This is a genomic window from Actinopolymorpha sp. B11F2, assembly GCF_040195635.1.
In the GTDB taxonomy this organism is placed as follows: domain Bacteria; phylum Actinomycetota; class Actinomycetes; order Propionibacteriales; family Actinopolymorphaceae; genus Thermasporomyces.
In genome coordinates, this window is record NZ_JBEFTX010000003.1 from 314,045 (window position 1) to 337,780 (window position 23,736).

Annotated in this window: 21 protein-coding genes; 13 read left to right on the forward strand and 8 right to left on the reverse strand. The window is 68.5% G+C overall.

Features of this window, described 5'->3' with window-relative positions:
* The first annotated feature begins 77 nt into the window (after nt 1-77).
* Together ABN034_RS07905 and ABN034_RS07910 are read left to right on the forward strand one after the other, a co-directional pair.
* Nucleotides 78-662: an alpha/beta hydrolase gene (locus ABN034_RS07905; RefSeq protein WP_349690331.1), complete on the forward strand. Its 585-nt coding sequence runs from the start codon at nt 78-80 to the stop codon at nt 660-662.
* Between the two features lie 9 nt (nt 663-671).
* Nucleotides 672-923 (forward strand): hypothetical protein, encoded by a 252-nt coding sequence (locus ABN034_RS07910; protein ID WP_349690332.1) that lies wholly within the window; start codon nt 672-674, stop codon nt 921-923.
* A gap of 19 nt (nt 924-942) precedes the next feature.
* Here ABN034_RS07910 and ABN034_RS07915 read toward each other — a convergent pair whose 3' ends face one another.
* Complete coding sequence (locus tag ABN034_RS07915; RefSeq protein WP_349690333.1) at nt 943-1,515, reverse strand: TetR/AcrR family transcriptional regulator; 573 nt, start codon at nt 1,513-1,515, stop codon at nt 943-945.
* 110 nt (nt 1,516-1,625) lie between these two features.
* Between ABN034_RS07915 and ABN034_RS07920 the strand changes: the two genes are divergently transcribed.
* Nucleotides 1,626-2,594, forward strand: coding sequence for an aldo/keto reductase (locus ABN034_RS07920; protein ID WP_349690334.1), 969 nt, complete (start codon nt 1,626-1,628; stop codon nt 2,592-2,594).
* 38 nt (nt 2,595-2,632) lie between these two features.
* Here the strand turns inward: ABN034_RS07920 and ABN034_RS07925 are convergent, their stop codons facing one another.
* The 3 genes from ABN034_RS07925 to ABN034_RS07935 all read right to left on the reverse strand — a co-directional run bounded on the left by ABN034_RS07925 (nt 2,633) and on the right by ABN034_RS07935 (nt 7,203).
* The gene (locus ABN034_RS07925; RefSeq protein ID WP_502878984.1) at nt 2,633-4,717 is read right to left on the reverse strand and encodes an ABC transporter ATP-binding protein; all 2,085 of its coding nucleotides are present in this window, start codon (nt 4,715-4,717) and stop codon (nt 2,633-2,635) included.
* A 174-nt stretch (nt 4,718-4,891) separates the two neighbouring features.
* Entirely contained in the window at nt 4,892-6,625 is a 1,734-nt protein-coding gene (locus tag ABN034_RS07930; RefSeq protein WP_349690335.1) for an ABC transporter ATP-binding protein, read from the reverse strand.
* The gene (locus ABN034_RS07935; RefSeq protein WP_349690336.1) at nt 6,619-7,203 is read right to left on the reverse strand and encodes a TetR/AcrR family transcriptional regulator; all 585 of its coding nucleotides are present in this window, start codon (nt 7,201-7,203) and stop codon (nt 6,619-6,621) included. The genes ABN034_RS07930 and ABN034_RS07935 overlap by 7 nt, the downstream gene beginning before the upstream one ends.
* A 546-nt stretch (nt 7,204-7,749) precedes the next feature.
* On the opposite strand from ABN034_RS07935, the gene ABN034_RS07940 reads away from it, so the two are divergent.
* The 5 genes from ABN034_RS07940 to ABN034_RS07960 all read left to right on the forward strand — a co-directional run bounded on the left by ABN034_RS07940 (nt 7,750) and on the right by ABN034_RS07960 (nt 13,229).
* Nucleotides 7,750-8,601, forward strand: coding sequence for an IclR family transcriptional regulator (locus ABN034_RS07940; protein ID WP_349690337.1), 852 nt, complete (start codon nt 7,750-7,752; stop codon nt 8,599-8,601).
* On the forward strand, nt 8,598-9,905 hold the full coding sequence (locus tag ABN034_RS07945) for an FAD-dependent oxidoreductase (RefSeq protein ID WP_349690338.1): 1,308 nt from the start codon (nt 8,598-8,600) through the stop codon (nt 9,903-9,905). The genes ABN034_RS07940 and ABN034_RS07945 overlap by 4 nt, the downstream gene beginning before the upstream one ends.
* A 16-nt stretch (nt 9,906-9,921) precedes the next feature.
* Nucleotides 9,922-11,295, forward strand: coding sequence for an ABC transporter substrate-binding protein (locus ABN034_RS07950; RefSeq protein ID WP_349690339.1), 1,374 nt, complete (start codon nt 9,922-9,924; stop codon nt 11,293-11,295).
* A 61-nt stretch (nt 11,296-11,356) separates the two neighbouring features.
* The gene (locus tag ABN034_RS07955; protein ID WP_349690340.1) at nt 11,357-12,313 is read left to right on the forward strand and encodes a carbohydrate ABC transporter permease; all 957 of its coding nucleotides are present in this window, start codon (nt 11,357-11,359) and stop codon (nt 12,311-12,313) included.
* 85 nt (nt 12,314-12,398) lie between these two features.
* A complete protein-coding gene (locus ABN034_RS07960) occupies nt 12,399-13,229 on the forward strand; it encodes a carbohydrate ABC transporter permease (RefSeq protein ID WP_349690341.1) in 831 nt (276 codons plus the stop codon).
* Between the two features lie 200 nt (nt 13,230-13,429).
* Here ABN034_RS07960 and ABN034_RS07965 read toward each other — a convergent pair whose 3' ends face one another.
* From ABN034_RS07965 to ABN034_RS07975, 3 genes are all read right to left on the reverse strand, one after another.
* Nucleotides 13,430-14,713 (reverse strand): mandelate racemase/muconate lactonizing enzyme family protein, encoded by a 1,284-nt coding sequence (locus ABN034_RS07965; protein WP_349690342.1) that lies wholly within the window; start codon nt 14,711-14,713, stop codon nt 13,430-13,432.
* A 47-nt stretch (nt 14,714-14,760) separates the two neighbouring features.
* Entirely contained in the window at nt 14,761-15,990 is a 1,230-nt protein-coding gene (locus tag ABN034_RS07970) for a M24 family metallopeptidase (RefSeq protein WP_349690343.1), read from the reverse strand.
* Nucleotides 15,991-16,070: 80 nt separating this feature from the next.
* The gene (locus ABN034_RS07975) at nt 16,071-17,342 is read right to left on the reverse strand and encodes an aspartate aminotransferase family protein (protein ID WP_349690344.1); all 1,272 of its coding nucleotides are present in this window, start codon (nt 17,340-17,342) and stop codon (nt 16,071-16,073) included.
* Nucleotides 17,343-17,636: 294 nt separating this feature from the next.
* Between ABN034_RS07975 and ABN034_RS07980 the strand changes: the two genes are divergently transcribed.
* From ABN034_RS07980 to ABN034_RS07990, 3 genes are all read left to right on the forward strand, one after another.
* A complete protein-coding gene (locus ABN034_RS07980; protein WP_349690345.1) occupies nt 17,637-19,106 on the forward strand; it encodes an NAD-dependent succinate-semialdehyde dehydrogenase in 1,470 nt (489 codons plus the stop codon).
* A 35-nt stretch (nt 19,107-19,141) separates the two neighbouring features.
* Nucleotides 19,142-20,092, forward strand: a complete 951-nt coding sequence (locus ABN034_RS07985) for a threonine ammonia-lyase (protein WP_349690346.1) — start codon at nt 19,142-19,144, stop codon at nt 20,090-20,092.
* Nucleotides 20,093-20,335: 243 nt separating this feature from the next.
* Nucleotides 20,336-21,019 carry a hypothetical protein gene (locus ABN034_RS07990; RefSeq protein ID WP_349690347.1) on the forward strand — a complete coding sequence of 228 codons (684 nt, stop codon included), beginning with the start codon at nt 20,336-20,338 and terminating at the stop codon, nt 21,017-21,019.
* Nucleotides 21,020-21,101: 82 nt separating this feature from the next.
* Here the strand turns inward: ABN034_RS07990 and ABN034_RS07995 are convergent, their stop codons facing one another.
* Nucleotides 21,102-21,770 (reverse strand): GntR family transcriptional regulator, encoded by a 669-nt coding sequence (locus ABN034_RS07995; protein WP_349331312.1) that lies wholly within the window; start codon nt 21,768-21,770, stop codon nt 21,102-21,104.
* Between the two features lie 277 nt (nt 21,771-22,047).
* Between ABN034_RS07995 and ehuB the strand changes: the two genes are divergently transcribed.
* Together ehuB and ehuC are read left to right on the forward strand one after the other, a co-directional pair.
* Nucleotides 22,048-22,962, forward strand: a complete 915-nt coding sequence (ehuB, locus tag ABN034_RS08000; RefSeq protein WP_349690348.1) for an ectoine/hydroxyectoine ABC transporter substrate-binding protein EhuB — start codon at nt 22,048-22,050, stop codon at nt 22,960-22,962.
* Between the two features lie 14 nt (nt 22,963-22,976).
* Nucleotides 22,977-23,690, forward strand: a complete 714-nt coding sequence (ehuC, locus tag ABN034_RS08005; RefSeq protein ID WP_349690349.1) for an ectoine/hydroxyectoine ABC transporter permease subunit EhuC — start codon at nt 22,977-22,979, stop codon at nt 23,688-23,690.
* Nucleotides 23,691-23,736: the final 46 nt, after the last annotated feature.

Sequence of the window (23,736 nt, forward strand, 5' to 3'; positions counted from 1 at the left end):
CTGCGTGGCCGGCGAACCACGTGCCGACCTGGCGATCGACGTACGCTCCGGGGAAAGTCACGATGGGAGGAGGGGTCATGCCAGCATTCACGGTCTCGCCCGAACAGACCCGCTCCGCAGGTGACCCGCGGCGGATCGCGATCATCCTGCCTGGTGGTGGCTACACCCCTGCCGGACCGCTGCTGCACTTCGCACGGGCGGTGCTCGTTCGCCACGGGTGGACTGTGCAGGAGCTCTGGTGGGACACGCAGGCCTGGCCCGGCGCGTGGGTAGAGCGGGCAGATCGCGTGTGCGAGTACGCCACATGGGCTCTCGACCAGGAAAGCGCCGAGCGTGCCCTCCTCGTCGGCAAGTCTCTCGGCACCTTCGCGACCGAGGTGGCGGCCGACCGTGGCCTGCCAGGGATCTGGCTCACTCCTTTGCTCACCGAGCAGCGCGTCGAAGCAGCCCTCGCCCGCGCGTCCGCTCCCGCTCTCCTGGTCGGTGGAACCGCGGACCCGCTCTGGGACAGTGACGTGGCGAAGCGTGCCGACGTGGACGTGCTGGAGGTCCCGGACGCCGACCATGGCATGGAGACCAGGGGCGAACCGGTCCGCTCGGCGGATATTCTCCGGCAGGTGGTCGCGGCGATGGACGCGTTCGTCGCCCGGGGGATTGGATAGCGTAGGACGATGCCCGATCACGACGACGCCGGATCGCGTCCGCACGTGGGTCCCGTACCTCCCCTCGACCAGGATCGGCTTGTGCTGGGCAAGGTCGTCGACGACGGAGAGGTCAGCGCCGCCGAGATCGGTTACTACGAAGCGTTCTCGGATCCGCTCGTACGAAAGCTGGACGAGATTCGGCAGCGTCGGGCCGGGCAGTATCTTCGCCGGATGAGGCGACGGCACCGGACCCAGTCGCACGGCCGTCGAGACCGCTGACCCGGCACCCCCGTGGCGTTCACTGACGGGGGGATCCCGCTCCGTCGAGAAACACGCTGACGGCTGCGGCGCTGACCCGCTCGACCCCTAACTGCTCCCGGATCACGAGTTGGAGCGCCTTTTCCAACAGCCCGGTGTACATCGCGAAGAGAACGTCTGCCGGAAGGTCGTCGCGAAGGCTGCCGTCGTCGATGCCTCGGCGGAGCAGGTCACGCACGGGCTGGTTGATCCGGCGATCGAACTCGGCCGCGTCTTCGACGTGCTTCTTCCCGGTCTGCGCGAGGACGGCGTACTTGCTCCCCGCCGCGACGACTCCTCTTGTCAGGCGGGCGATTCCCTCCTGCACCGGGGTGGTGTCGAGTTCGGCGTCGGCGATCCGCTCGCCCAATTCCTCGACACCCGCCTCCGCCAATCCCTGCAGGAGTGCGTGTCTGGTGGGGAAGTAGCGGTAGAGGGTGGCCCGCCCCACGCCCGCGGCCCGCGCGATCTCGGCCATGGGCACCGCCTCGCCGCGCTCAGCGAACGCCACCGCCGCCGACTCGAGGATCCCGGCGGCGACGTGATCATGCAGGGCGCGACCTTTCTTCACCATCCCCGGATGTTATCGCGACGTCTCGATTCTTGACATCGATGCCTGTGATTGAGACAGTGATGTCTCACGCGAGGTGCTCGCGAACCGCGAAGACGACCAGGGACGTGACTATGGACAAGCGACGGTTGGGTACGACGCAGCTCGAGATCACGCCCATCGGGCTCGGCTGCATGCAGTTCGCGGGCTCGGGCCTCGTCGAGGGGTTCTATCCAGTCCTCGCCGAGACGGCCGTCCATGCGGTCGTCCGGGCCGCACTCGATGCGGGGATTTCCTGGTTCGACACGGCCGAGATGTACGGCAGGGGCCGGTCGGAACGCTCACTCACGACCGCCTTGCGCGGGTGCGGCATCGAACCCGGCGAGGTCGTGATCGCCACCAAGTGGGCACCGCTGGCGCGCACAGCGTCGAGCATCACCCGCACGGTCGACGCCAGGTTGGCATCGTTGCAGGGCTTCCCGATCGACCTGCACCAGATCCACATGCCGTACGGAAGTGTGTCCTCCCTGTCCAGGCAGGTGCACGCCATGGCGAAGCTCGCGGAGGAGAGAAAGGTCTCGGCGGTCGGGGTGAGCAACTTCTCCGCCCGGCAGATGGAGAAGGCCAGTCGACTACTGCGGTCGTACGGAATAACGCTCGCCGCCAACCAGGTGCAGATCAACCTGCTTCACCGCGATGTCGAACGCAACGGCGTGCTGGAGACCGCTGGCCGGCTCGGCGTGTCGCTGATCGCGTACGCACCACTGCGGATGGGCATCCTCACCGGCATGTTCCACGACGATCCGGCCAGGGCGCGGTCGCTTCCCGTCATGCGCCGGATGGCGGTCGGACACGGCAACCGCAAGCTCGCCCGCACGGCTCCCCTCATCGAGGAGCTCCGCGCGATCGGGAAGGCGCACGGGGCCTCGGCAGGACAGGTGGCACTCAGCTGGCTGATCACCTTCTACGGCGACACGGTAGTGGCGATCCCGGGCGCCTCGAAGCCCCATCACGCCACGGAGAGTGCAGGTGCGATGGACATCCGGCTCACGCCTACCGAGCTCGAACGCCTCGACGTGGTGTCCCGTCGCTGCGGGGGATGACCGCCCACATCTGCCGAGGCGAGAGGGCCCAGGCGGGATCATCGGGGAGCGAGGGCGGCACCGCCGGCACCCGCGCCCGCTTCCATCACCTCCGCGTCGACGTCGACGAGCGCCTGCGAGAACTGCGCGTTGTAGAGCCGGGAATACGCCCCCTCGGCCGTGAGCAGTTCGGCGTGCGTGCCCTGCTCGACGATCTGGCCGTGCTCCATCACGAGGATGAGGTCGGCGTCGCGGATCGTGGACAGCCGGTGCGCGATGACGAAGCTCGTACGGTCCGACCGCAACGCCGCCATGGCGTGCTGCACCAGCAACTCCGTGCGGGTGTCGACCGAGCTCGTCGCCTCGTCGAGGATGAGCAGCGACGGATCGGCGAGGAACGCCCGCGCGATCGTGATCAGCTGCTTCTCGCCCGCGCTGACGTTGCTGCCTTCCTCGTCGATCACGGTGTCGTAGCCGTCGGGCAGGCTGTGCACGAACCGGTCCACGAACGTCGCCCTGGCGGCGGCGAGGATCTCCTCCTCACTCGCCCCCGGGCGGCCGTACGCGATGTTGTCGCGGATCGTGCCGTTGAACAGCCAGGTGTCCTGCAGCACCATCCCGATCTCCCCGCGCAGCTCGCTCCGCCGCATCGCGGTGATGTCGACGCCGTCGAGGGTGATCCGACCGCCGTCGAGCTCATAGAACCGCATGATCAGGTTGACCAGCGTCGTCTTGCCGGCTCCGGTCGGCCCGACGATCGCGACCGTGTGGCCGGGCTCCGCCACCAGGGACAGGTCGTCGATCAACGGGTTGTCGGGTGCGTACCGGAAGGAGATCCGCTCGAACTCCACGCGGCCCCGGCGCACGGTGTCGCGTGCCGGCTCGGCCGGGTCCGGAGTCTGGTCGTCGGCGTCGAGCAGGTCGAACACCCGCTCTGCCGAGGCGACTCCGGACTGCATGACGTTGGCCATCGACGCGACCTGCGTGAGCGGCTGGGTGAACTGCCGGGAGTACTGGATGAACGCCTGCACGTCGCCGAGCGTCATCGCACCCGACGCGACCCGCAGGCCGCCGACCACCGCGACCACCACGTAGCTGAGGTTCCCGATGAACATCATCGTCGGCATGATGATCCCGGAGATGAACTGCGCCCCGAAGCTCGCCTTGAACAGCTCCTCGTTCTTGGCGGCGAACGTGGCCTGCACCTCACGGTGGCGGCCGAACACCTTCACCAGCTCGTGCCCCGTGAACGCCTCCTCGATCTGGGCGTTCAGCGTCCCCGTGTGCGTCCACTGCGCGATGAACTGTTTCTGGGAACGCTTCCCGATCTGCTGGGTGACGAGGACAGACAGCGGCACCGCCACCAGCGCGATCACGGCCAGCAGCGGTGAGACGACGAACATCATGACCAGGACGCCGATGACCGTCAGCAGCGAGGTGAGCAGCTGGCTCAACGTCTGTTGCAGGCTCTGGGAGATGTTGTCGATGTCGTTGGTCACCCGGCTCAGCAGCTCACCGCGTGGTTGCTTGTCAAAATACGGAAGGGGCAGCCGGTTGAGCTTGTCCTCGACGTCGGCGCGCAACGCCAGCATCGCGTTCTGCACGACGCCGGCCAACAGGTGACCCTGCAACCAGGCAAGCAGGCTCGCGGCAGCGAAGAGCCCCATCGCCAGCAGCAACACCGCTGCCAACCGGTCGAAGGCGATGCCGGCGCCGGGCACCACATTCATGCCCGAGAGCAGGTTCGCGAACTCGTCGTTCCCGCTCGCGCGTGCGGCCTGCTCGGCCTGCTCCTGGGTGACTCCGGCCGGAAGCTGCTTGCCGATGACGCCCTCGAAGATGATGTCGGTCGCGTGACCGAGGATCTTGGGTCCGATGACATTGAACGCCACACTCACGAGGGCGAGGGCCATCACGGCCGCCAGCTGAAGCCGTTGCGGGCGGAGTCGCCCGAGCAGCCGCTTGGCTGACGGTACGAAGTTCATCGACTTCTCGGCCGGCATCCCCGCCGCCATCCAGGGCGGCCCACCCGAGCGGGCGCGCTGGCCTGCTTCCGGCAGACGGCCGGGAACCGTCTTGCTTCCGTTCTCACTCACACCTTCACCGTTCCTCGGCGTACCTGCGTGGGGGCTCCTCGCGCTCATGCCGTGCCCCCTTTGCATGACCGCTGCGGTGCCTCGCTCCGGCACACCTCGTTCCTCGGCGTACCTGCGTGGGGGCTCCTCGCGCTCATGCTGGTCTCCTTTCGCATGGCCGCTGCGGTGCCTCGCTCCGGCACACCTCGTTCCTCGGCGTACCTGCGTGGGGGCTCCTCGCGCTCATGCGGCCTCCTCAGCGGTGAGCTGGGACTCCACGATCTCGGCGTACGTCTGGCAGGAGTCGAGGAGCTCGGCGTGCCGGCCGACGCCGACGATCGCCCCGTCGTCGAGCACGACGATCTGGTCGGCCTCGAGGATCGTCGACACCCGCTGCGCCACGATGACGACGGCGGCGTCCGCGGTGACCGGGCGCAGGGCGGCGCGCAGGCGCGCGTCCGTGCCGAGGTCGAGTGCCGAGAACGAGTCGTCGAACAGGTAGATCTCCGGCCGCCGGACCAGCGCCCGGGCGATGGCGAGGCGCTGCCGCTGTCCGCCGGAGACGTTCGTACCCCCTTGTGCGATGGGGGATTCGAGGCCGTCCGGCATCGCCTCGACGAAGTCGCGGGCCTGCGCGATCTCGAGGAACGCCCAGAGTTCGTCGTCGGTGGCGTCAGGATTGCCGTAGCGGAGATTGCTGGCGACCGTGCCGGTGAACAGGTACGGCTTCTGCGGCACCAACCCGATCCGGCTCCACAGCAGGTCCTCGTCGAGTTCGCGCACGTCGACGCCGCCCACCAGCACAGCACCGCCCGTGACGTCGAACAGCCGCGGCACCAGCGACAGCAACGTCGTCTTGCCGGCGCCGGTGCTGCCGATGATGGCGGTCGTCGTGCCGGCAGATACGCGGAACGAGACGTCGCGCAGCACCGGCTCGTCCGCACCTGGGTACTGGAACTGCACGTTGCGCAGCTCCAACTCGCCGCGGGTGCGTACGTCCGTGACCGGAGTCGCCGGCGGGACTACGGAGGAGTCGGTGTCGAGCACCTCGGCGATCCGCTCGGCGCACACGGCCGCGCGCGGAACCATCATCATCATGAACGTCGCCATCATCACCGACATGAGAATCTGGACCAGGTAGTTGAGGAACGCGGTGAGAGCGCCGATCTGGATCTCACCGGCGTCGACTCGAAGGGCGCCGAACCACAGCACCGCGACGCTCGACGCGTTGAACACCAGCATGACAATGGGAAAGATCATCGCCATCAGCCGGCCGACCCGCAGCGCGGTATCTGTCAACTCGGAGTTGGCAGTGCCGAACCGCTGTGTCTCATGAGGTTCACGGACGAACGCACGAACCACGCGGATGCCGGTGATCTGCTCGCGCAACACCCGGTTGACAGCATCGATCCGGGTCTGCATGTCGCGGAACGCAGGGGCCATCCGGCGCAGGATCAGGCCGGTGGCGACGACGAGCGTCGGGACGCTCACCAGCATCAGCCACGACAGGCCGATGTCTTCGCGCAGTGCCATGATCACGCCACCGACGCACATGATCGGCGCCATGACGAGCATCGTGCAGGTCATGACGACGAGCATCTGCACCTGTTGCACGTCGTTGGTGTTGCGCGTGATGAGTGACGGGGCACCGAAATGCGCGACCTCACGGGCGGAGAACGTCCCGACCCGCTCGAAGACCGCGGCACGCACGTCCCGGCCGAAGCTCATCGCCGTGCGGGCACCGAAGTAGACCGCGGCGATCGAGCAGGCGATCTGCACCAGCGTGACGAGAAGCATCCAGCCGCCCGTCCGGACGATGTAGCCGGTGTCGCCCGTGGCGATGCCGTCGTCGATGATGTCGGCGTTCAGGCTCGGCAGGTAGAGCGAGGCCATGGTCCCGACGAGTTGCAGGAGTACGACCGCCGCCAGCGGTCGGGCGTACGGTCGTAGGAAGGTACTAAGCAGGCGGATCAACATCGATGTTCTCCGGGTGGGTGGTGGCGGCGTACGCCGTCCAGGAGGACAGCGGCGATCTCCTCGGGAGTGAGCAGATCGCCGTCGGTGATCATGAAGTGCGACCCGGAGAACGTCACCAGCCGCACGAGTCGTGCCGCATGGTGCAGTGAACACCGGAGCTCGTCCCGGTCGGGTTCAAGGACGCGGGCGATCGCCTCGTGGATCAACTCGTTGGTGGGGCGGACCTTCGCGCGGTGCGCCTCCACGTCGTCGGGAGGATGGTGCATTCCGACGGCGGTGATCAGGCCGATGATCTGGATCAGCCGTCGTTGCAGGATGCCGGTCAGCCGGGTCATGCGTTCGGACAGCGGCAGGTCAAGGTCGATGCGGCCGATCTCGTCGAGGAGGGGAGCCGTGTCGAGCGCGACCGTCAGCGCCGCCTGGATGAGGGCGGCCTTGTCGGGGAAGACGCGGAAGATTGTTCCCTCGGCGATGCCAGCCGCCTCGGCGATCTGTCGAGTGGTGACGTTGGACCCGTGCGTCGCCACCAGCGGAATGGTGGCGTCGATCAGCGCCGCGCGGCGATCCTCCGGTGACATCGGCCGGGCGCGTCCCGGGTGCTGCCGGCGGGGCACCTCGCCGCGTGGGGCGACCTCGGGTGCGGCGGGTCGCGCCGGCGGGGTGGTCGGCGGCGATGCGGAAGAGCCCGCCGGCGGAGTCGCCGATGACCTGGGCGGTCTCTGCTGCGAGAGGCGCGGCGGTGGCTGGCCGGCCGGCGACGGTTGTGCGAAGGACACGCGCAGACGCTAACTGAGTGAGCAGCTCACTCACAACGGATTATCGAAGGCTTTGCCGGCCCTTGGCGAAAGCGGCTGCACGTGTGTTGGGCGAGTCGTCGCGGGTCATCTGCTTGCTGCCGACCACTGCGTCCCGGTAATCTGCGCGCACCGCAGTGTAGGACTCCGTTCGATAATGTCGAACGACCACGGGGCGTTCGAACGATCAGGCCGCCGGCGTCCTGCGCTGCGCACCACTGTGTGGTCCGGGTCTCGCGCGACGGGCCGTTCGGGCGACTGGGGGCGTCCGAACGAGGTGTCGAGCGACTGTCGTTCCAGGCATGAAGGGGATCGAAGGAGCTGAGGCCCGTGCCGTCTGAGGAGCCTGGAACGGTCGCCGGCGAGATCGCCATGGCGTTGCGCCGGACGTCCATCCAGGCCATCGACCGGAGCGTCGCGATGCTCGAGGTCATCGCCAAGGCGGGCCCCGGCGGCATCGCGCTGAAGACGCTGAGCGGCCTCCTCGGGCTGCACGCGTCCACGGCCCGGACCCTCCTCGCCTCCCTGGTCACCCACGGGCTGCTCCGCCAGGACGAGGGCACCCGCCACTACTTCCTCGGCGCGCGGTTCTTCGAGCTCAACCGGATCTACCTCGCCCAGACCGATCTTTCCTCCGCGGCGTCACCGATCCTTCGCGACCTGTGGGAACGTACGAACGAGACGGTCCATCTCGCGATCCTCAAGGACACCCAGCGCGTCGACATCTCCGTACTTGTCAGCCGGCAGCTGCTCAACATCAACCCCACGACCGCACGGTTCACCGACGAGGTGGCCGTTCCGCTCTACCGCACCGCCGCGGGGAAGGTCCTCTTCGCCGGCGTCAGCGACGAGCACCGGGAGCGGATGCTCGAGAGCGCTCCCTGGCAGGACGACGGTCGCCCACCGCGCACCCGAGCGGAACTGGCCACCCTCGTCGCCGACGTACGCACCCGCGGTTATGCCACCAACATCGAGGAGGACGTCCCCGGGGTGTGCGGGGTGGCTGCGCCCGTCCGTGACCACACCGGCGAAACTGTCGCCGCGGTCTGCATCGGCTATCCCACCGTCCGCCATACGCCCGCCCACGACGAATCCCTGCGTACGGCCGTCGTGAGAGCCGCGGGCGAACTGTCAGCTCTGCTCGGCGCCCCGCGCCCGGCAGCTGCGGTGGACGCCATATGAGGGACGCCTACGACGTCATCGTCGTCGGCGGCGGCCCGGCCGGGTGTCCCGCCGCGATCCACGCCGCCCTTGCCGGCGCCCGCACCCTGCTCGTCGAGAAGAACGGTGCCCTCGGTGGCACGACCACGGTCGCCGCGGTGGCCCTCCCCGGGCTGTTCCATGCCTGGGGGCGCCAGATCATCGCCGGCGTGGGTTGGGACATGGTGCGGCGGTCGGTGGAGATCGCCGGCCGCGACCTCCCCGACTTCTCGCGTTGGGAGCTTCCGCATTTCAAGCTACAGGTTCCGGTGACTCCGGCGATCTATGCCGCGGTCATCGACGAGACCGTCGCCGGTGCAGGAGTCGAGTTGCTGCTGCACACGATGATCGGGGAGGTCACCTGGTGCGGTACGCACTGGGACGTCACGCTGTGCACCAAGGAGGGGTTGGTGCACACGCGGGCGGCACGCCTCGTCGACTGCACCGGCGACGCCGACGTCGTTGCTCTCGCCGGACTCCGCCGCCTGACCAATCCCCACCGTCAACCCGGCACGCTGATCATCCGGTTGGGTGGCTACGACCGCGACGACCTGGACTATGCCGCGCTGGCTCGTGCGTACGACGAGGCGGTGGCCGAAGGCTCGCTCCTGCCCGAGGACATGGCATCCAACCCGATCCAGAAGTTTCTCCGCAAGGGCGGTGAGAACGCGATCCACGTCACCGGCGTGGGCGCTGGCACCAGTGCCGCCAAGACCGCCGCCGAACTCGCCGGCCGCCGCGCGATGATGCGGATCTTCACGTTCCTCAAACGTCAACCTGGCCTGGCCGGTCTACGAGTCGATGCGTGGGCGATCGAGACGGGCGTGCGGGAGACGTACACGATCGACGGGCTCGACCGGATCACCGAGGCCGACTACTTCACCGGCCGGCGCTGGCCCGAGGCGGTGTCCTACAGCTTCTATCCGATCGACGTCCACCGCCCCGACGGTGACGGCATCGACATCCGCCCGCTGCCGGTCGGGACGTTCCCCACGATCCCGCGCGGTGCGATGATTCCGCGCGACCACGGCTACATCGCGGTCGCCGGCCGGCCGGTCTGCGGTGACCAGGCCGCCAACTCCGCCTACCGCGTCCAGGCGTCGTGCATGGGCATGGGGCAGGCGGCCGGAACGATGGCGGCGTTGTCGGCGAAGACGGGCGTACGCATGCAGGACGTGCCCATCGAGGCCATCCACGACGGACTTCGGCGTGCGGGCGCCGTCGTGCCGGGGGATCCCGGCACACCAGGGACACCGCAGGACAGCGTCACCTCGACCCACGTGTGAGGACGAAGGGATATCCATGAGCAGCAATGACGCTGTAGTGGCTGGCGGCTTCGCCCGAGCCTCTTCCGCCGGGCGCGGCCGGACCTCGAGCGCCCCCGCCAGGTTCGGCGCCCTGGCGCTGGGATTCGCGATCGCCCTCGCCGGCTGTGGCTTCGTCAACACCGACGACGGTGGTGGCGGTGGTGGTGGCGAGGGCGGGCCGGGCAAGGGCGCAGGTGGTGCCAAGGTGACCGCCTATGTCAACACCGAGCAGAACACCGGCCTGGCGAAACTCATCGCGGCGTACCAAAGATCCTCCGGGACCACCGTCGACATCTCCTCGGCCGAGACGTCCGAGCTGAACGAACAGCTCAGGATCCAGCTCACCTCCGGAACGGCCGCCGACCTCCTCCGGGTCTCGCCGGGATACAGCAGCCCGGTCGCGGCCGGTGTGCTCGGCAGTGCGGAACTCGCCGACCTGTCCGATGCCTCCTGGGTGGACGCGATTCCCGACGACACCGCCGCGCTCGCGACCGTCGACGGCAGGACGCTCGCCTTCCCGGTGAGCCGCAACGCCATCATCATGGCGTACAACAAGAAGGTCTTCGCCGACGCCGACGTCGAGGTGCCGACCACGTGGAGCGAACTGCTCGCGGCCTGCGACAAGCTCGAGGCGGCCGGTGTGACGCCCATCTCCACACCGCTGCAGGACGGCATCTACCTGCAGTTCTGGATGTACGCCCTCGCCGCCACGCTCGTCTACGCGGAGAACCCCGACCTCGACGAACAGATGGCGGCCGGGACCGTCGACTTCGTCGACAACAAGCCGTGGAACGACGTGTACGCGAAGTTCCTGTCCCTGCGCGACGCGGGCTACTTCAGCGACGGGTCGCTGGGCATTCCGTTCGACCAGGGCATGCAGTCGGTGGCGACGGGTGAGTCCGCCATGATCCTCATGGTGTCGGGCGGTCTGCCGCAGCTCTACGGCTACGCCGAGAACGGCGCGGAGGACTTCGAGGTCTTCGCCCTGCCCGCGACCGACAACGCGGCCGACACGCATCTTCCGCTCGCGCCGGACTTCATGGCGGTCAACGCCGCATCGGACAACGTGGACGCGGCGAAGGACTTTCTGGAGTTCCTCGCCAAGCCCGAGAACGTCGAGACCTATGCCACCACCCTGGGCGTGCTCCCCGGCCTCGACGTCGAGGTCGACCTCGGGGAGACCGCGCTGCAACCGGTCCTGCCACTGATCGACGAGGGCCGGACCGCGCCGTTCGCCAACTACCTCTGGCCGAACGGCGACACCCAGCAGACGCTGTTGCAGTCCGGGCAGGAACTCTTCGACGGCAAGATCACCACCAAGGAACTGCTCACCCAGATGGACGCGGACTACGACAAGGGGACACCGTGACCGCGCCGCCGGGGAATCACCGGACGAACCGGCGAGGGCCTGGATTCGTCGTCATCACCCCATGAGCGTGGAGCTCGACCGCGCGACTGGGAGTCCGGCCGAGAAGCCACGGCCGGCGACTCCCGATCGGCCGCGCCGGGGCCGAGGCCGGCAGCGAGGCGAGGTTCCGTACCGCTTCGTCCTTCCGGCGTTGGCGATCTACGCGCTGGTCGTGCTCTATCCCACGGCATCCGGGAGCGTCTACGCCTTCACCGACTGGGCGGGTCGGCGTGGCGCCCCGGATGTCGTCGGCTTCGCCAACTTCGCCGAACTGCTCGCGACCAGGCAGGCCGTGGGCGCGCTGACGAACACGCTGGTCATCGCGGCGGTGACCACCGTCGTTCAGACGCTCCTCGGTCTGGCGCTCGCCCTCGTCCTGCACTCGGCACTCGTGAGCCGCAACATCCTGCGTACGTTGTTCTTCGCGCCCGCGCTGCTGCCGCCGGTCGTCATCGGCTTCCTGTGGCAGTACATCCTCACGCCGGGCGGCCCACTCAACGGCGCCCTTCGTTCGTTCGGACCGGACAGGCTCGCGCAGAACTGGCTGGGCGACTCCTCGCTCGCGTTGGGCAGCGTGATCGCCGTCGTCATCTGGCAGCACGCCGGGCTCACCATGGTCATCTATCTTGCTGGGCTGCAAGGTGTGCCTGCCGACCTGCTCGAGGCCGCGAACCTCGACGGTGCGTCCCGGTGGCAGCGACTGCGGCACATCACGCTCCCGCTGCTCATCCCGGCGACCTCCATCGCGATGTCGCTCACCCTGATCAGTGGCCTGAAGATGTTCGACCAGGTCTTCGTGATGACGAGCGGCGGGCCGGGGTACGCGACGGAAACGCTGTCCCTGCTGATGTACAAGGAAGCCTTCGTCTCCGGACGCTACGGCTACAGCACCGCGATCGCGCTCGTCCTCACGATGATCGTGTTCGCGTTCGCGATGCTCCAGCTCAAGGCGCTGCGGCGGTTCGAGGTGGACGCGTGAGCACGAGGAGCCCACACGGAGGTACGCCGAGGAACGAGGCGTCCCGGAGTGAGGCACCGCGGTGGTCACGCGAAAGGGAAATGGCATGAACCCACGTCGGTTCACATGGGGCCGGGCCGGGGCCGAGGTCGCGATGATCGCCGTCGCGCTCGCCTTCGTCTTTCCGTTCTACGTGTTTCTCACCGTCTCACTGAAGACGCCGCGCGAGGTGGCGGTGAACCCGCTGGGGCTGCCGCCTCGGCTGGACCTCACGAACTACATGACGGCCTGGGAACGTGGGGACCTCGCTCAGGCGTTCGTCAACAGCATCACGGTCGCGGGACTGTCGGTCGCGTTGCTGGTGCTGTGCGGCTCGCTGGCGGCGTACTTCCTCGCCCGGCGGATGTCCCGGCTGAGCTATGGGTTGTATCTGCTGTTCCTGCTCGGGCTGATGGTGCCGCTGCAGCTCGGCATGGTGCCGTTGTACCAGTTCATGCGGGACGTCAACCTGTTGCGGACCTACACCTCGCTCATCGTCTTCGAGGTGGGTCACCAGCTCCCGTTGGTCGTCTTCCTGTACGCGAGCTTCACGCGGGCGCTGCCCCGGGAGTACGAAGAGGCGGCGGCGATCGACGGTGCAGGTCGAGGGGCGACGTTCCGACGGATCGTGTTCCCCCTGCTGCGGCCGATCACCGGGACTGTGGTCATCCTGAGTTCGATCAACATCTGGAACGACTTCCTCACGCCGTTGCTCTACGTCGGTGGCAGCCCGCAGCAGACCCTGCCAGTGGCGATCTTCGCGTTCCGTGGGGAGTTCACGGCGCAGTGGGGGATCATCTTCGCCGGAATGGCGCTCGCGATCCTGCCCATCGTGGTCATCTACTTCCTGCTGCAGAAGCACATCATCAAGGGGTTCGCGAGCGGCCTCAAAGGCTAGCGAGGGCGCGCGAGCCCCGGCGCCGACTCGACCGCCGACCATGATCATGCGTGGGAAAGTGCGGCTTCTGCTGGCGGGAAACCTGCCTTTCCCACGCATGATCATGGAACGGCCTGGCGAGGGGAGCCGCCTGTGAGTCCGCGGTGCCCGGTCGCGGGGGGCGAAGACGCAGGCGGGGGTCTGTCGGAGGCGGGCTGCGGTCAGAGCTTGGGGAGGAGAGGCGTCGGGCTACGGCCGGGATCGCGTTGCTGGAAGGTGAAGCTGGCCGCGTCCCTGGTGTACGCCTCGGCGTACTTCGCGACCTTCCCGGCATCGAGCGACACTCCGATGCCGGCCGCGCTCGGCGGCGTCAGGCAACCGTTGACATACGGCAGTGGGCCGACCGCACCAACCGCAGCAACCGCAGCACCGGCTGCACCGGCTGCGAGGCCAGGAATGGCAGCACCGGCTGCACCTGGGGCCGGCGCAGCGCGGTCAGGATCGGGAGCCACCACGATGTCGTCGGCGAGGAGGGAGGCGTACGACTGGCTCGCGGCGAGGAAGTTCGGCGTCGCCGCCATGACATGGCAGGCCGCGTAGGTCGCGAGACCGAGTTCGCCCAGGCTGTGTTTGAGCACCGGGAGCCCCGCTGCCTCGGCGAGACCGGCGGAACGCTTGAGATTGAGCAGCCCACCGTCCATCTGGTTGTCGACCGAGAGCACGTCGGCGGCACCGTGGCGAATGACGTCGAGCTGGTCGAAGCGGGTCCACGACGCCTCGTTGGCGAGAAGCGGCATCGGGATCCGGCTGCGTACGTACGCCATCTCGGGAAGGTTCCGGCCCGACACCGGCTGTTCGGCGAGCTCGATCCCGAAACGCCCCATCTCCGCGAGAATTCGGATCGCGGCCGCCGACGACCACGCCTCGTTGGCGTCGATCCGCAGCAGCGCGTCCGGCCCACCACCTGCCCGGACCGCCTCGACCCGGGCGAGGTCCTCGCCCGGATCGTCCGAACCCACCTTGAGATACAGCGTCCGGAACCCGGCCGCCACTCCGGCGGCAGCGTCGGACGCCATCTCCGCCGGCGACTTGCGGCTGAGGTAGTAGAAGTACTCCACGTGGTCGCGGACCCGCCCGCCGAACAGCGTCACCAACGGCTGCCCGCACAGCTTGCCCACGATGTCCCAGCAGGCCATCTCGACCGCACCGATCGCCGGGCTCGTCGACTTCACGTGATGCCAGGTGCCGGCGACCGTGATGCGCTTCATGAGGCGTTCGATCGCTGTCGGGTCCTCGCCCAGGACGAACGGATCCAGTGACCGCAGGACGGACAGCACGATGTCGGCGGAGGGGTACGCCGACGCCTCGCCGAGTCCGGTCAGCCCCTCGTCGGTGTCGACCTCGACGAGGACACTGACCATGCCGGTGCGACCGCCGTACGCCCAGATCTCGGCCTCGCGGAAGGGAACGGCCACCGGTGTGGCCCGGATCGCGGTGATACGCATCGGCGGCTCCTCGCGGCGGCGGTCGAGACTGCTGACATCGTGACGGGTTACATCGAGACCGCTGACATCGTGACGGGTTGCATCGGGGACGGGTTACATCGTGACGAGCGGGTCGCGACGGGGGGGGTGAGGATCTCGCCGCCGTCCCCGGTGACGATCATCGTGTCGGAGAGTACGTAGTCGGGCAGCTGCTGACCGAGCAGCCACGAGATCACGTGGAAGACCATGCCGGCCTTGATCTCCAGCTCGCTGTCGTGGCGGAGGCCGACGGGCACGCCGCCGCCGCTCCAGCTGGGTGGGAACCCGATGCCGGTCATGTAGCCGCAGTGGTGCCGGCGGTAACGGTCGTGGCCGAGCCCTTCGTCCATGACCTTCTGCCAGGCGGCGTAGACGTCGCCGGCCTGAGCGCCGGGGACCAGCGCCGCCCGCACGGTCTCCAGGCCGGCCGTGACAAGTGCCGCCGAATCGGCGAGCTGAGGGTGCGGCGCACCGACGTAGACCATCCGGGTGAGCGGCGCGTGGTAGCGCGCGACCGAGCCGGACAGCTCGATGAACACCCGGTCACCCTCGACGATCGTGCGGTCGGTCCACGTGCAGTGTTCCTGGAACAGCCGGTCCTGCGCGCGGATGAGCGGCACGAAGCCCGGCGGCTCGCTGCCCTCGGTGATGAGCGTGGTGGACACGGCCGCGGCGATGTCGCGTTCGGTGACGCCGGAAGCCACCGCGGCGATCCCGGCCTCCATCGCCCGCGACGAGACCTCGGCGGCCTGGCGTACGCAGCCGATCTCCGCACCGGACTTCACCTGCCGCAGGTCCTCGACGAGGCCCGACCCGTCGCAGAACTCCGCGTACGCGCAGGCTTCGACGAGTTCCTCCCACACGGCGAGCGGGAAGTTCATGCCAGCCCGGTCGACACCGACCCGCCCCTTCGCGGCGTCGGCCCCGTCGATGGCGGTACGCAGGGCCCGAGCGGAGGCGTCCGACGGCCGCTCGTCGTCGGCATACGGCACGTGGACGACGGAAGGTGCCAGGTCCGCGACCGTCGTACGTTCCATCTCGCGGGTGACGAGCACAGAGGGCCCCGCGGACGGCACCACCAGCATGCTGAACGCGAAGTACTCCTGGTGGGCGAGCCCGGTCAGGTAGTAGATGTCCTCGGGTGCGGTGAGCAGCAGCGCCGTCAGGTCGCGCTCGCGCATGACCCGCCGAAGGCTGTCGAGTCGCTGGGGGAGTTCGTCGGCGAGGATGTTCGACGGTTCGTTGAACAGTCCGGTCATGGCACGTCCTTCGTCGGCCCCATGGCCAAGGTCCTGTGGTGATGCACAACCTCACGTCGTTCGGTCATCTGCGGTCTCACTCAGCCCTCGGACGTTGGTGGGGCTACGGCGGCGCCGACCGCGTCGGTCCAGATGGCCAGCGCCTCCTGGACCTGCGGGGATCGCACCACGAGCGGCGGGATCATGCGGACGACATTGCCGAAGGCGCCACAGGTGAGCAGCAGCAGACCGCGGCGGGCCGCCTCCTGCTGGGCGCGCTGGGTGGTCGCGGTGTCGGGCTGGCCCGCCGGATCGGTGAACTCGCTGCCCTGCATGAGGCCGAGGCCGCGTACGTCGCCGATGACGGGGAACTCGGCCGCGACCTTCCGGAGTCCCTCGGCGAGTTCGGCGCCGGTGGCGGCGGCGTTGTCGACCAGGTGCTCGTCGCGGATCACGTCCAGGGTGGCGAGGGCGGCGGCACAGGCGACAGCGTTTCCTCCGTACGTACCACCCTGGGAACCCGGCCAGGCTCTGGACATCAGGCCGGCCGGTGCCGCGATTGCCGACAGCGGGAAGCCGCTGGCGAGACCCTTGGCCGTGACGAGGATGTCGGGTGTCACACCGAAGTGGTCGTGTCCCCAGAACTTCCCGGTGCGGCCCCACCCGGTCTGGACCTCGTCCATGACGAGCAGGATGCCGTGCCGGTCGGCGCGGGTGCGCAGACCGGCGAGGAACTCGGGCGTCGCTGGTACGTAGCCGCCCTCGCCGAGGACCGGCTCGACCACGAACGCCGCGGTCTCGTCGGGCGCGCTCTGCGTGGCGAGGGCGTAGTCGAGTTCGCGCAGCGCGAAGTCGGTGGCGGCCCGCTGGTCCCATCCGTACCGGTAGGCATCCGGGAACGGCGACACCACCACGCCACCCATGAGCGGCGAGAACCCGGCCCGGAACTTCGTACCCGCCGTCGTCATCGTGGCCGCGCCGATCGTCCGGCCGTGGAACGAACCCTGGAAGACGACGACGTTGGGCCGGCCGGTCGCCTGCCGGGTCAGCCGGAGCGCCGCCTCGATCGCTTCGCTGCCGGAGTTGGCGAAGAACACCCGGTCGAGCGCGGCCGGTAGCACCTCGGAGAGCCGGTCGGCGAGGGTGAGCAGCGGACGGTGTATGACGGTCGTGTACTGCCCGTGGATCAGCGTCGCGACCTGGCGTTGGGCAGCCTCGACGATCCGCGGATGGCAGTGGCCGGTGCTGGTGACCCCGATACCGGCGGTGAAGTCGAGATAACGCCGGTCCTCCTCGTCGTAGAGGTAGACCCCTTCGCCGCGCGCGGCGAGGACGGGTGTGGCCTGCTTGAGGAGTGGGGAGAGCTGTGCCATGGCGACCCCTGGAGATCAAAGCGCTCTGTTGGATTGCAGACAATCCGACTGTAATACTTGACGTCAATCCCTCATAGCTGTGAGTTTCCGAGCCGCGCCGCGCTTGCCGTCGCCGGTTCCGTGATCATGACCGTGATCATGACCGTGATCATGACCGTGATCATGACCGTGATCATGTGGGGAACTGGGGTCTATGCGCCGCTTTTCCTTCATGATCATGAGCCGGCGCCGTCAGGGTTAAGGTGGCGAGGTCAGGGTGATCAGTCACGCGCGATGCCATGGAGGTGTCCCGAGATGAGCCAGGCCGAGCGCGAGCGCGCGGTTGTCGCGGACGTACCCAAGGAACTCCTGATCGGCGGCACATGGCGCGCCGCCGCCGGAGACGCGGAGTTCAAGGTCGAGGACCCGTCCACCGGCGGGGCGCTGTGCACGGTGGCCGACGCCTCGCCGGCAGATGGCGTCGCCGCACTCGACGCGGCCGTCGCCGCGCAGGACTCCTGGGCCGCGACCGCGCCGAGAGCCCGCAGCGACATCCTCCTGCGTGCGTACCACCTCCTGCTCGAACGCCAGGACGACCTCGCCCTGCTGATGACCCTGGAGATGGGCAAGCCGCTGGCCGAGGCCAAGGGCGAGATCGCCTACGCCGCCGAGTTCTTCCGGTGGTTCGCCGAGGAGGCCGTACGCATCGACGGCGGCTACGCGGTCTCGCCCGACGGGACGAGCCGGTTCGTCGTCGTACGCCAGCCCGTCGGCCCGTGCCTGCTCATCACGCCATGGAACTTCCCGATGGCCATGGGCACCCGCAAGATCGGCCCGGCGGTGGCGGCCGGCTGCACCATGGTGATCAAGCCCGCACCCGACACGCCCCTGTCGATGCTGGCGCTCGCCCGGATCCTGCAGGAGGCCGGGCTGCCGGATGGCGTACTCAACGTCCTCACCACCACGGATGCCGCCGGTGTCATGGAGCCGCTGATCCGCGACCCGCGCTCGCGCAAGCTGTCGTTCACCGGCTCGACGGCGGTGGGCCGGAAGCTGCTCGAGCAGGCTGCGGGCACCGTCATGCGTACCTCGATGGAGCTCGGCGGCAACGCGCCGTTCGTCGTCTTCGACGACGCCGACCTCGACGCGGCCGTCGACGGCGCGGTGCTGGCCAAGATGCGCAACGTCGGCGAGGCGTGCACGGCGGCCAACCGGTTCTACGTCCAGTCCGGCGTCGCGGGGGAGTTCTCCCGCCGGCTCGCCGAACGCATGGGCGCGATGCGGGTCGGCCGGGGCGTCGAGGACGGCGTACAGGTCGGGCCGCTGATCAACGCCGCCGCCCTTGACAAGGTGCAGTCGCTCGTCGCCGACGCGGTGAAGCAGGGTGCCTCGACGGTGGTGGGCGGCGCCGCGGTCGGCGGGCCGGGGTACTTCTACCAGCCGACCGTCCTCACCGACGTCCCGCCGGCCGCGCAGCTGTCGCGGACGGAGATCTTCGGTCCGGTCGCCCCCTTGACGGTGTTCGAGACCGAGGACGAGGCGGTCGCGGCGGCCAACGACACCGAGTTCGGGCTGATCGCGTACGTCTACACGCGCGATCTCGAGCGTGGCATCCGGGTCAGCGAACGCCTGGAGTCCGGCATGGTCGGGCTCAACCGCGGCATGGTGTCGACGCCGGCGGCGCCGTTCGGCGGCGTGAAGCAGTCGGGCATCGGCCGCGAAGGTGGGCGACTCGGCATCGAGGAGTTCCTCGAGGTGAAGTACATCAACGTCACCGTCAGGTAGGGCGTTCGGGCAGCGTCGGGAAGGGGGCGGGTCCCGTGATCGGACTCGAGGCGGCGCACGCCGCGCGGGAGACCATCGGCGCCAACCTGCACCGCACACCGGTCCTGTCGGTCTCGAGTCTCGACGGGCGCGCCGGCGTGGAGGTGCTGGTCAAGGCCGAGGTCCTGCAGAAGACCGGGTCGTTCAAGCCACGCGGCGTCCTCAACCGGCTCGCGCGGCTGACGCCTGACGAACGCGACCGCGGTGTCATCTGCATCTCCGCCGGCAACCACGCGCAGGCACTGGCCTGGGCGGCTGCCCGCATGGGCGTGTCCGCCGCCGCCGTGATGCCCACCACCGCGCAGACCAGCAAGATCGCCGCGACGAAGGCCTATGGTGCCGAGGTGATCCTGCGCGGGGAGAGCGCGGTCGAGACCCACGCCGACTTCCCCGCGATCGTCGCCGAGTCCGGCCGGGTCGTGATCCCACCGTACGACGATCCGGCCATCATCGCCGGCCAGGGAACGATCGGGCTCGAACTCCTCGAGGACGTCCCCGACCTCGACGCCATCGTGGTCCCGGTCGGTGGCGGCGGACTCGTCGGCGGGATCGCGGCGGTGGTCAAGGAGCAGCGTCCTTCGGTCCGGGTGATCGGGGTCGAACCCACCGGCGCGGCCTGCCTGCACGCCGCCCTGGCCGAGGGGCACGTCGTCCATCTACCGCGCACGCCGACCATCGCCGACGGGCTGGCGGCGCCCTTCGTGAGCGAACGCACCCTCGCGCTCGCCACCCGCTACGTCGACGCCGTCGTACAGGTGAGCGACGAGGAGATCGTCGAGGCCATGGGAATCCTTCTCGAACGTACGAAACTGCTGACCGAACCCGGTGGCGCCGTCGCGGTCGCGGCGTTGCTCCACCGGCGCTGCGGGTTACGGCCGGGCCAACGCGCGGTCGCCGTGCTGAGCGGCGGCAACGTCGACCGCGCGCTGCTCACATCCCTGCTCTGACCTGCGTACGCCTCGACGGTTGGCGACACCGTGGCGCCGGGCTATCGTGCCTCGTTGATCATTTCGACTCGCCCGGCTGGGCGGCGACCCAGAGCCCTCCTTCCGTGATCATGACGGTGATCATGACCGTGATCATGAAAGGTCCGGGCGCCGCCATCACCGGACTGGAGGGCGTGAAGCCTGATGCACGAAGCGCAACCAGGGCAGGGATCCACCCCCCCCCCGCACTCGATTCATGACGACGTGCGTGCGGACCGCCCCCGGCTCGGCGTGCCGGCATGGGCACGGTCGTTCGCCGCGGCGGGTGGGGCTGTCGCCGGGGTGCTCCTCGCCGTGCCGGTCGGCAGCTTCCTGCTCGTCGTCCTGTTCGAACGCCTGGGCACCGCCATCATCCGCGACATCTCCTCCGGTGCCCTGGCCGATGACCTCTCCGGCGTCGAAGCGGTCATCGCCGGGGTGTTCCTGCTCCTCACCGCGGTGCTGGTCGCGATCCTCGTCGTGGTCGCCCTGGTCACGCCGGTGTTCGTCATCGTTCCGATGGCGACGACCGCGCTCGCCCTGCGTCTCGCCGGTGCCGGCCTCATCGCCCGGACACTCCTGCTGGCGTTGGGCGGCGTCGTGGTGTTGGCCGGCGGCCTGCGCATGGCGTTGTCCTCGGTCGGCGTCGACCTGGACTGGTGGACCTGGGTCCTCGCCGCTGCGGGAGGTGCCTTCGCCGCCCGGCTCGTCGTGGAGCTGTGGAAGCCGGACGACGCCGGTCGCGGCGACGACAGCGACGACAGCGACGACGGCTGGCGGCGGTGGATCCGCCTGGGAGTGGTGTGGATCGCCCTTGCGGCGTTGGCGATCGTCCTCGTGCTCCTGCTGGTCGGACTTCTCCCCACCACGTTGGCAGAACTCGTCCTCGACGGGGAACCCGGACGTTGAGCAACGGTGGCTGGTGCGGGCCCGCCGCACTCGTCCGGTGTCCGACGTCAACTCCGAGGCGCGTCTCCGGTAGGTCGTGCGCTCAGCCGGGCGCCAGTCGTGACAAGGCGTCGTTGGTGTGCGCGGTGATGAGCTTGTCGAGGCGTTCGAGGTCCCGGTCGCGGATCGCCTCGACCATCGCACCGTGCTCGCTGACGGTGGCCTCGGGCACCTGGCAGGTCTGCTCGAGCGCGGCGATACACATCCGCGTCTCCACGAGCAGGGTGTCGTGCATGCGTCGAAGCCGTGGACTCCCGGACTCCTCGACGAGCAGCTGGTGGAACGCGAGATCGGCGTCGCTGAGGGCCTTGAGGTCGCCGCGTCGCGCGGCGGTGACCATCGGGCGGTGGGCCTTCTCCAACCGGCGTGCCGTGCCGGCGGGATCACGTTCGCAGATGGTGGCGACCGCCGCTCGTTCGATCGCGGACCTGGCGAGGTAGATGTCGCGCACGTCGTCGGCATCGAGCTCGATGACGAACAGGCCGCGGTTGTGTTCGCTGCGCAGCAGCCCTTCTTGGACGAGGCGCTGCATCGCTTCGCGCAGTGGACCGCGGCTGACCTTCAACCGGTTGGCGAGCTCGGTCTCGCCGAGCTGGGTGCCGGGAGTCAGGATGCCTTGGGTGATGGCGTTACGCAGCTGGCGCGCGATGATGCTGGCAGTGGACTCGCGGCTGACCGGTCCGAGACCTGACTGCCCGACGAGGTCGTTCATGTGTGCTCTTCTCCAGACCCCGGCCGCCGCCAGCGGGTGGATCGAATGACCACCACGCCAGCGCATCCGATCGCGCCGACCTTAGCAGATTCTCTGCATGGCGATGATCGGATTGTTGACAACAATACGGTACGCCGATAACTTCCTTCGCACCACAGAGGCCCCGGCGGTGACCCGGGCGGCTGAGCCGGTCGCAGGGTTTGCACTGCGCCTCGCCGAGGAACACCCGGATGTCCAGCTCGTGCCGATTCCCCATCACCCATAGGGAGAGGCTCACGTGGTCCAGAAACCGTTGCCCAACAAGCCGTTACCGCGCCTTGGCCGGCGCGGTTTTCTCCGGCATGCGCTGTTTGCGGGGGCAGCGTCTGTCGCCGTCGCCGGATGCGGGCGCTCACTGGCCGGGACAAACGCTGGTGCCGGCGACACGCTGGCGAGGATCAAGCGCGAAGGTGCGATCAAGGTTGCGTTCGCCAACGAAGCGCCCTACGGCTTCAAGAACACCGGAGGCGACCTGGTCGGAGAGGCGCCTGCCGTGGCGAGGGAGGTCTTCACCCGGATGGGTGTTCCCACCCTGGAAGGGAAACTGGTCGAGTTCGGGTCGCTGATCCCGGCGTTGCAGGCGGGCGCGGTCGACGTGATCGCCGCGGGAATGTACATCACCCCCGAGCGGTGCGGCCAGATCGCCTTCTCCGAACCCGACTACTGCGGCAAGAGCGCTTTCCTTGTCCGCAAGGGAAATCCGGACGGGATCAAGACCTACGACGATGTGGCGAAGGCCGGAATCCGGCTCGGAGTCGTCGGTGGCGCGATCGAGGTGACCTACGCCGAAGGTGCCGGGGTGAAGAACCTCGTGTCCTTCACCGACTCCGCCAGCGGCTTCGAAGGCCTGACGGCCAACCGGATCGACGCGTTCTCCCTCACCAGCATCACGCTGCGTTTCCTGCTCGACAACCGGGACGGGCTCGACCTGGAGGTCACCGAGCCGTTCGTTCCGGTGGTCGACGGCAAACCGCAGACCGGCTGTGGGGGTTACGGTTTCCGCCCCGCGGACGCCGACCTGCTGGAGGAGTTCAACAGTCATCTCGGTGACGTGAAGGACAGCGGCGATCTGCTCGAGATCATCGAGCCCTACGGATTCAGCAAGGCCGAGCTTCCGACCGACCAGACGACCAAGAGCCTCTGCTCGGGCTGACAGGACGGATACCCATGCTGTCGACGATGCTCGACTATCTCCCGACGTTGCTGCGCGGTGCGCTCGTCGCGCTCGAGATCACGGCCGGCGCCGCGGCGATCGGACTGGTGATGGCCGTGCTCGCAGGGCTGATGGCCAGGGCGCGGCAGCGAGCGGTCCGGGCGATCGCCCGGATCTACGTGGAGTTCTTCCGCGGCACCTCGGCACTCGTACAGCTCTTCTGGCTGTTCTTCGCATTGCCCTTGCTGGGTTGGGAGATGCACCCGATGTTCGCCGGCATCGTCGCGCTCGGCCTGAACATCGGCGCCTACGGTGCCGAGGTGGTGCGCGGTGCGGTCAACGCAGTATCGCCGGGGCAGTACGAGGCGGCGATCGCGTTGAGCTTCTCGCCGGCCCAACGGATGCGGCGGATCATCTTCCCGCAGGCGGTCGTGGGCATGATCCCGCCGTTCGGCAACCTGTTGATCGAGTTGCTGAAGGGGACCGCGCTGGTCTCACTCATCACGATCAACGACCTCACGTTCAACGCACAGGTGCTGCGCCAGCTGACCGGCCACACGGTGCTGATCTTCTCGATGGTGCTCGTTCTCTACTTCGTGATGGCCTACCTCATGACGCTCGGCATGCGCTGGCTGGAACGCAGAGCCAAGGCGTCCATCGGCCAGGTACCGGTCGCCACCACGCAACCGGCCGTCAAGACCGTTGTCCGCAAGGAGGTGCCGGCATGAGCGAACGAAGTGAGCGAAGCACGGACACAGCGTGTGGGTTCTCGGC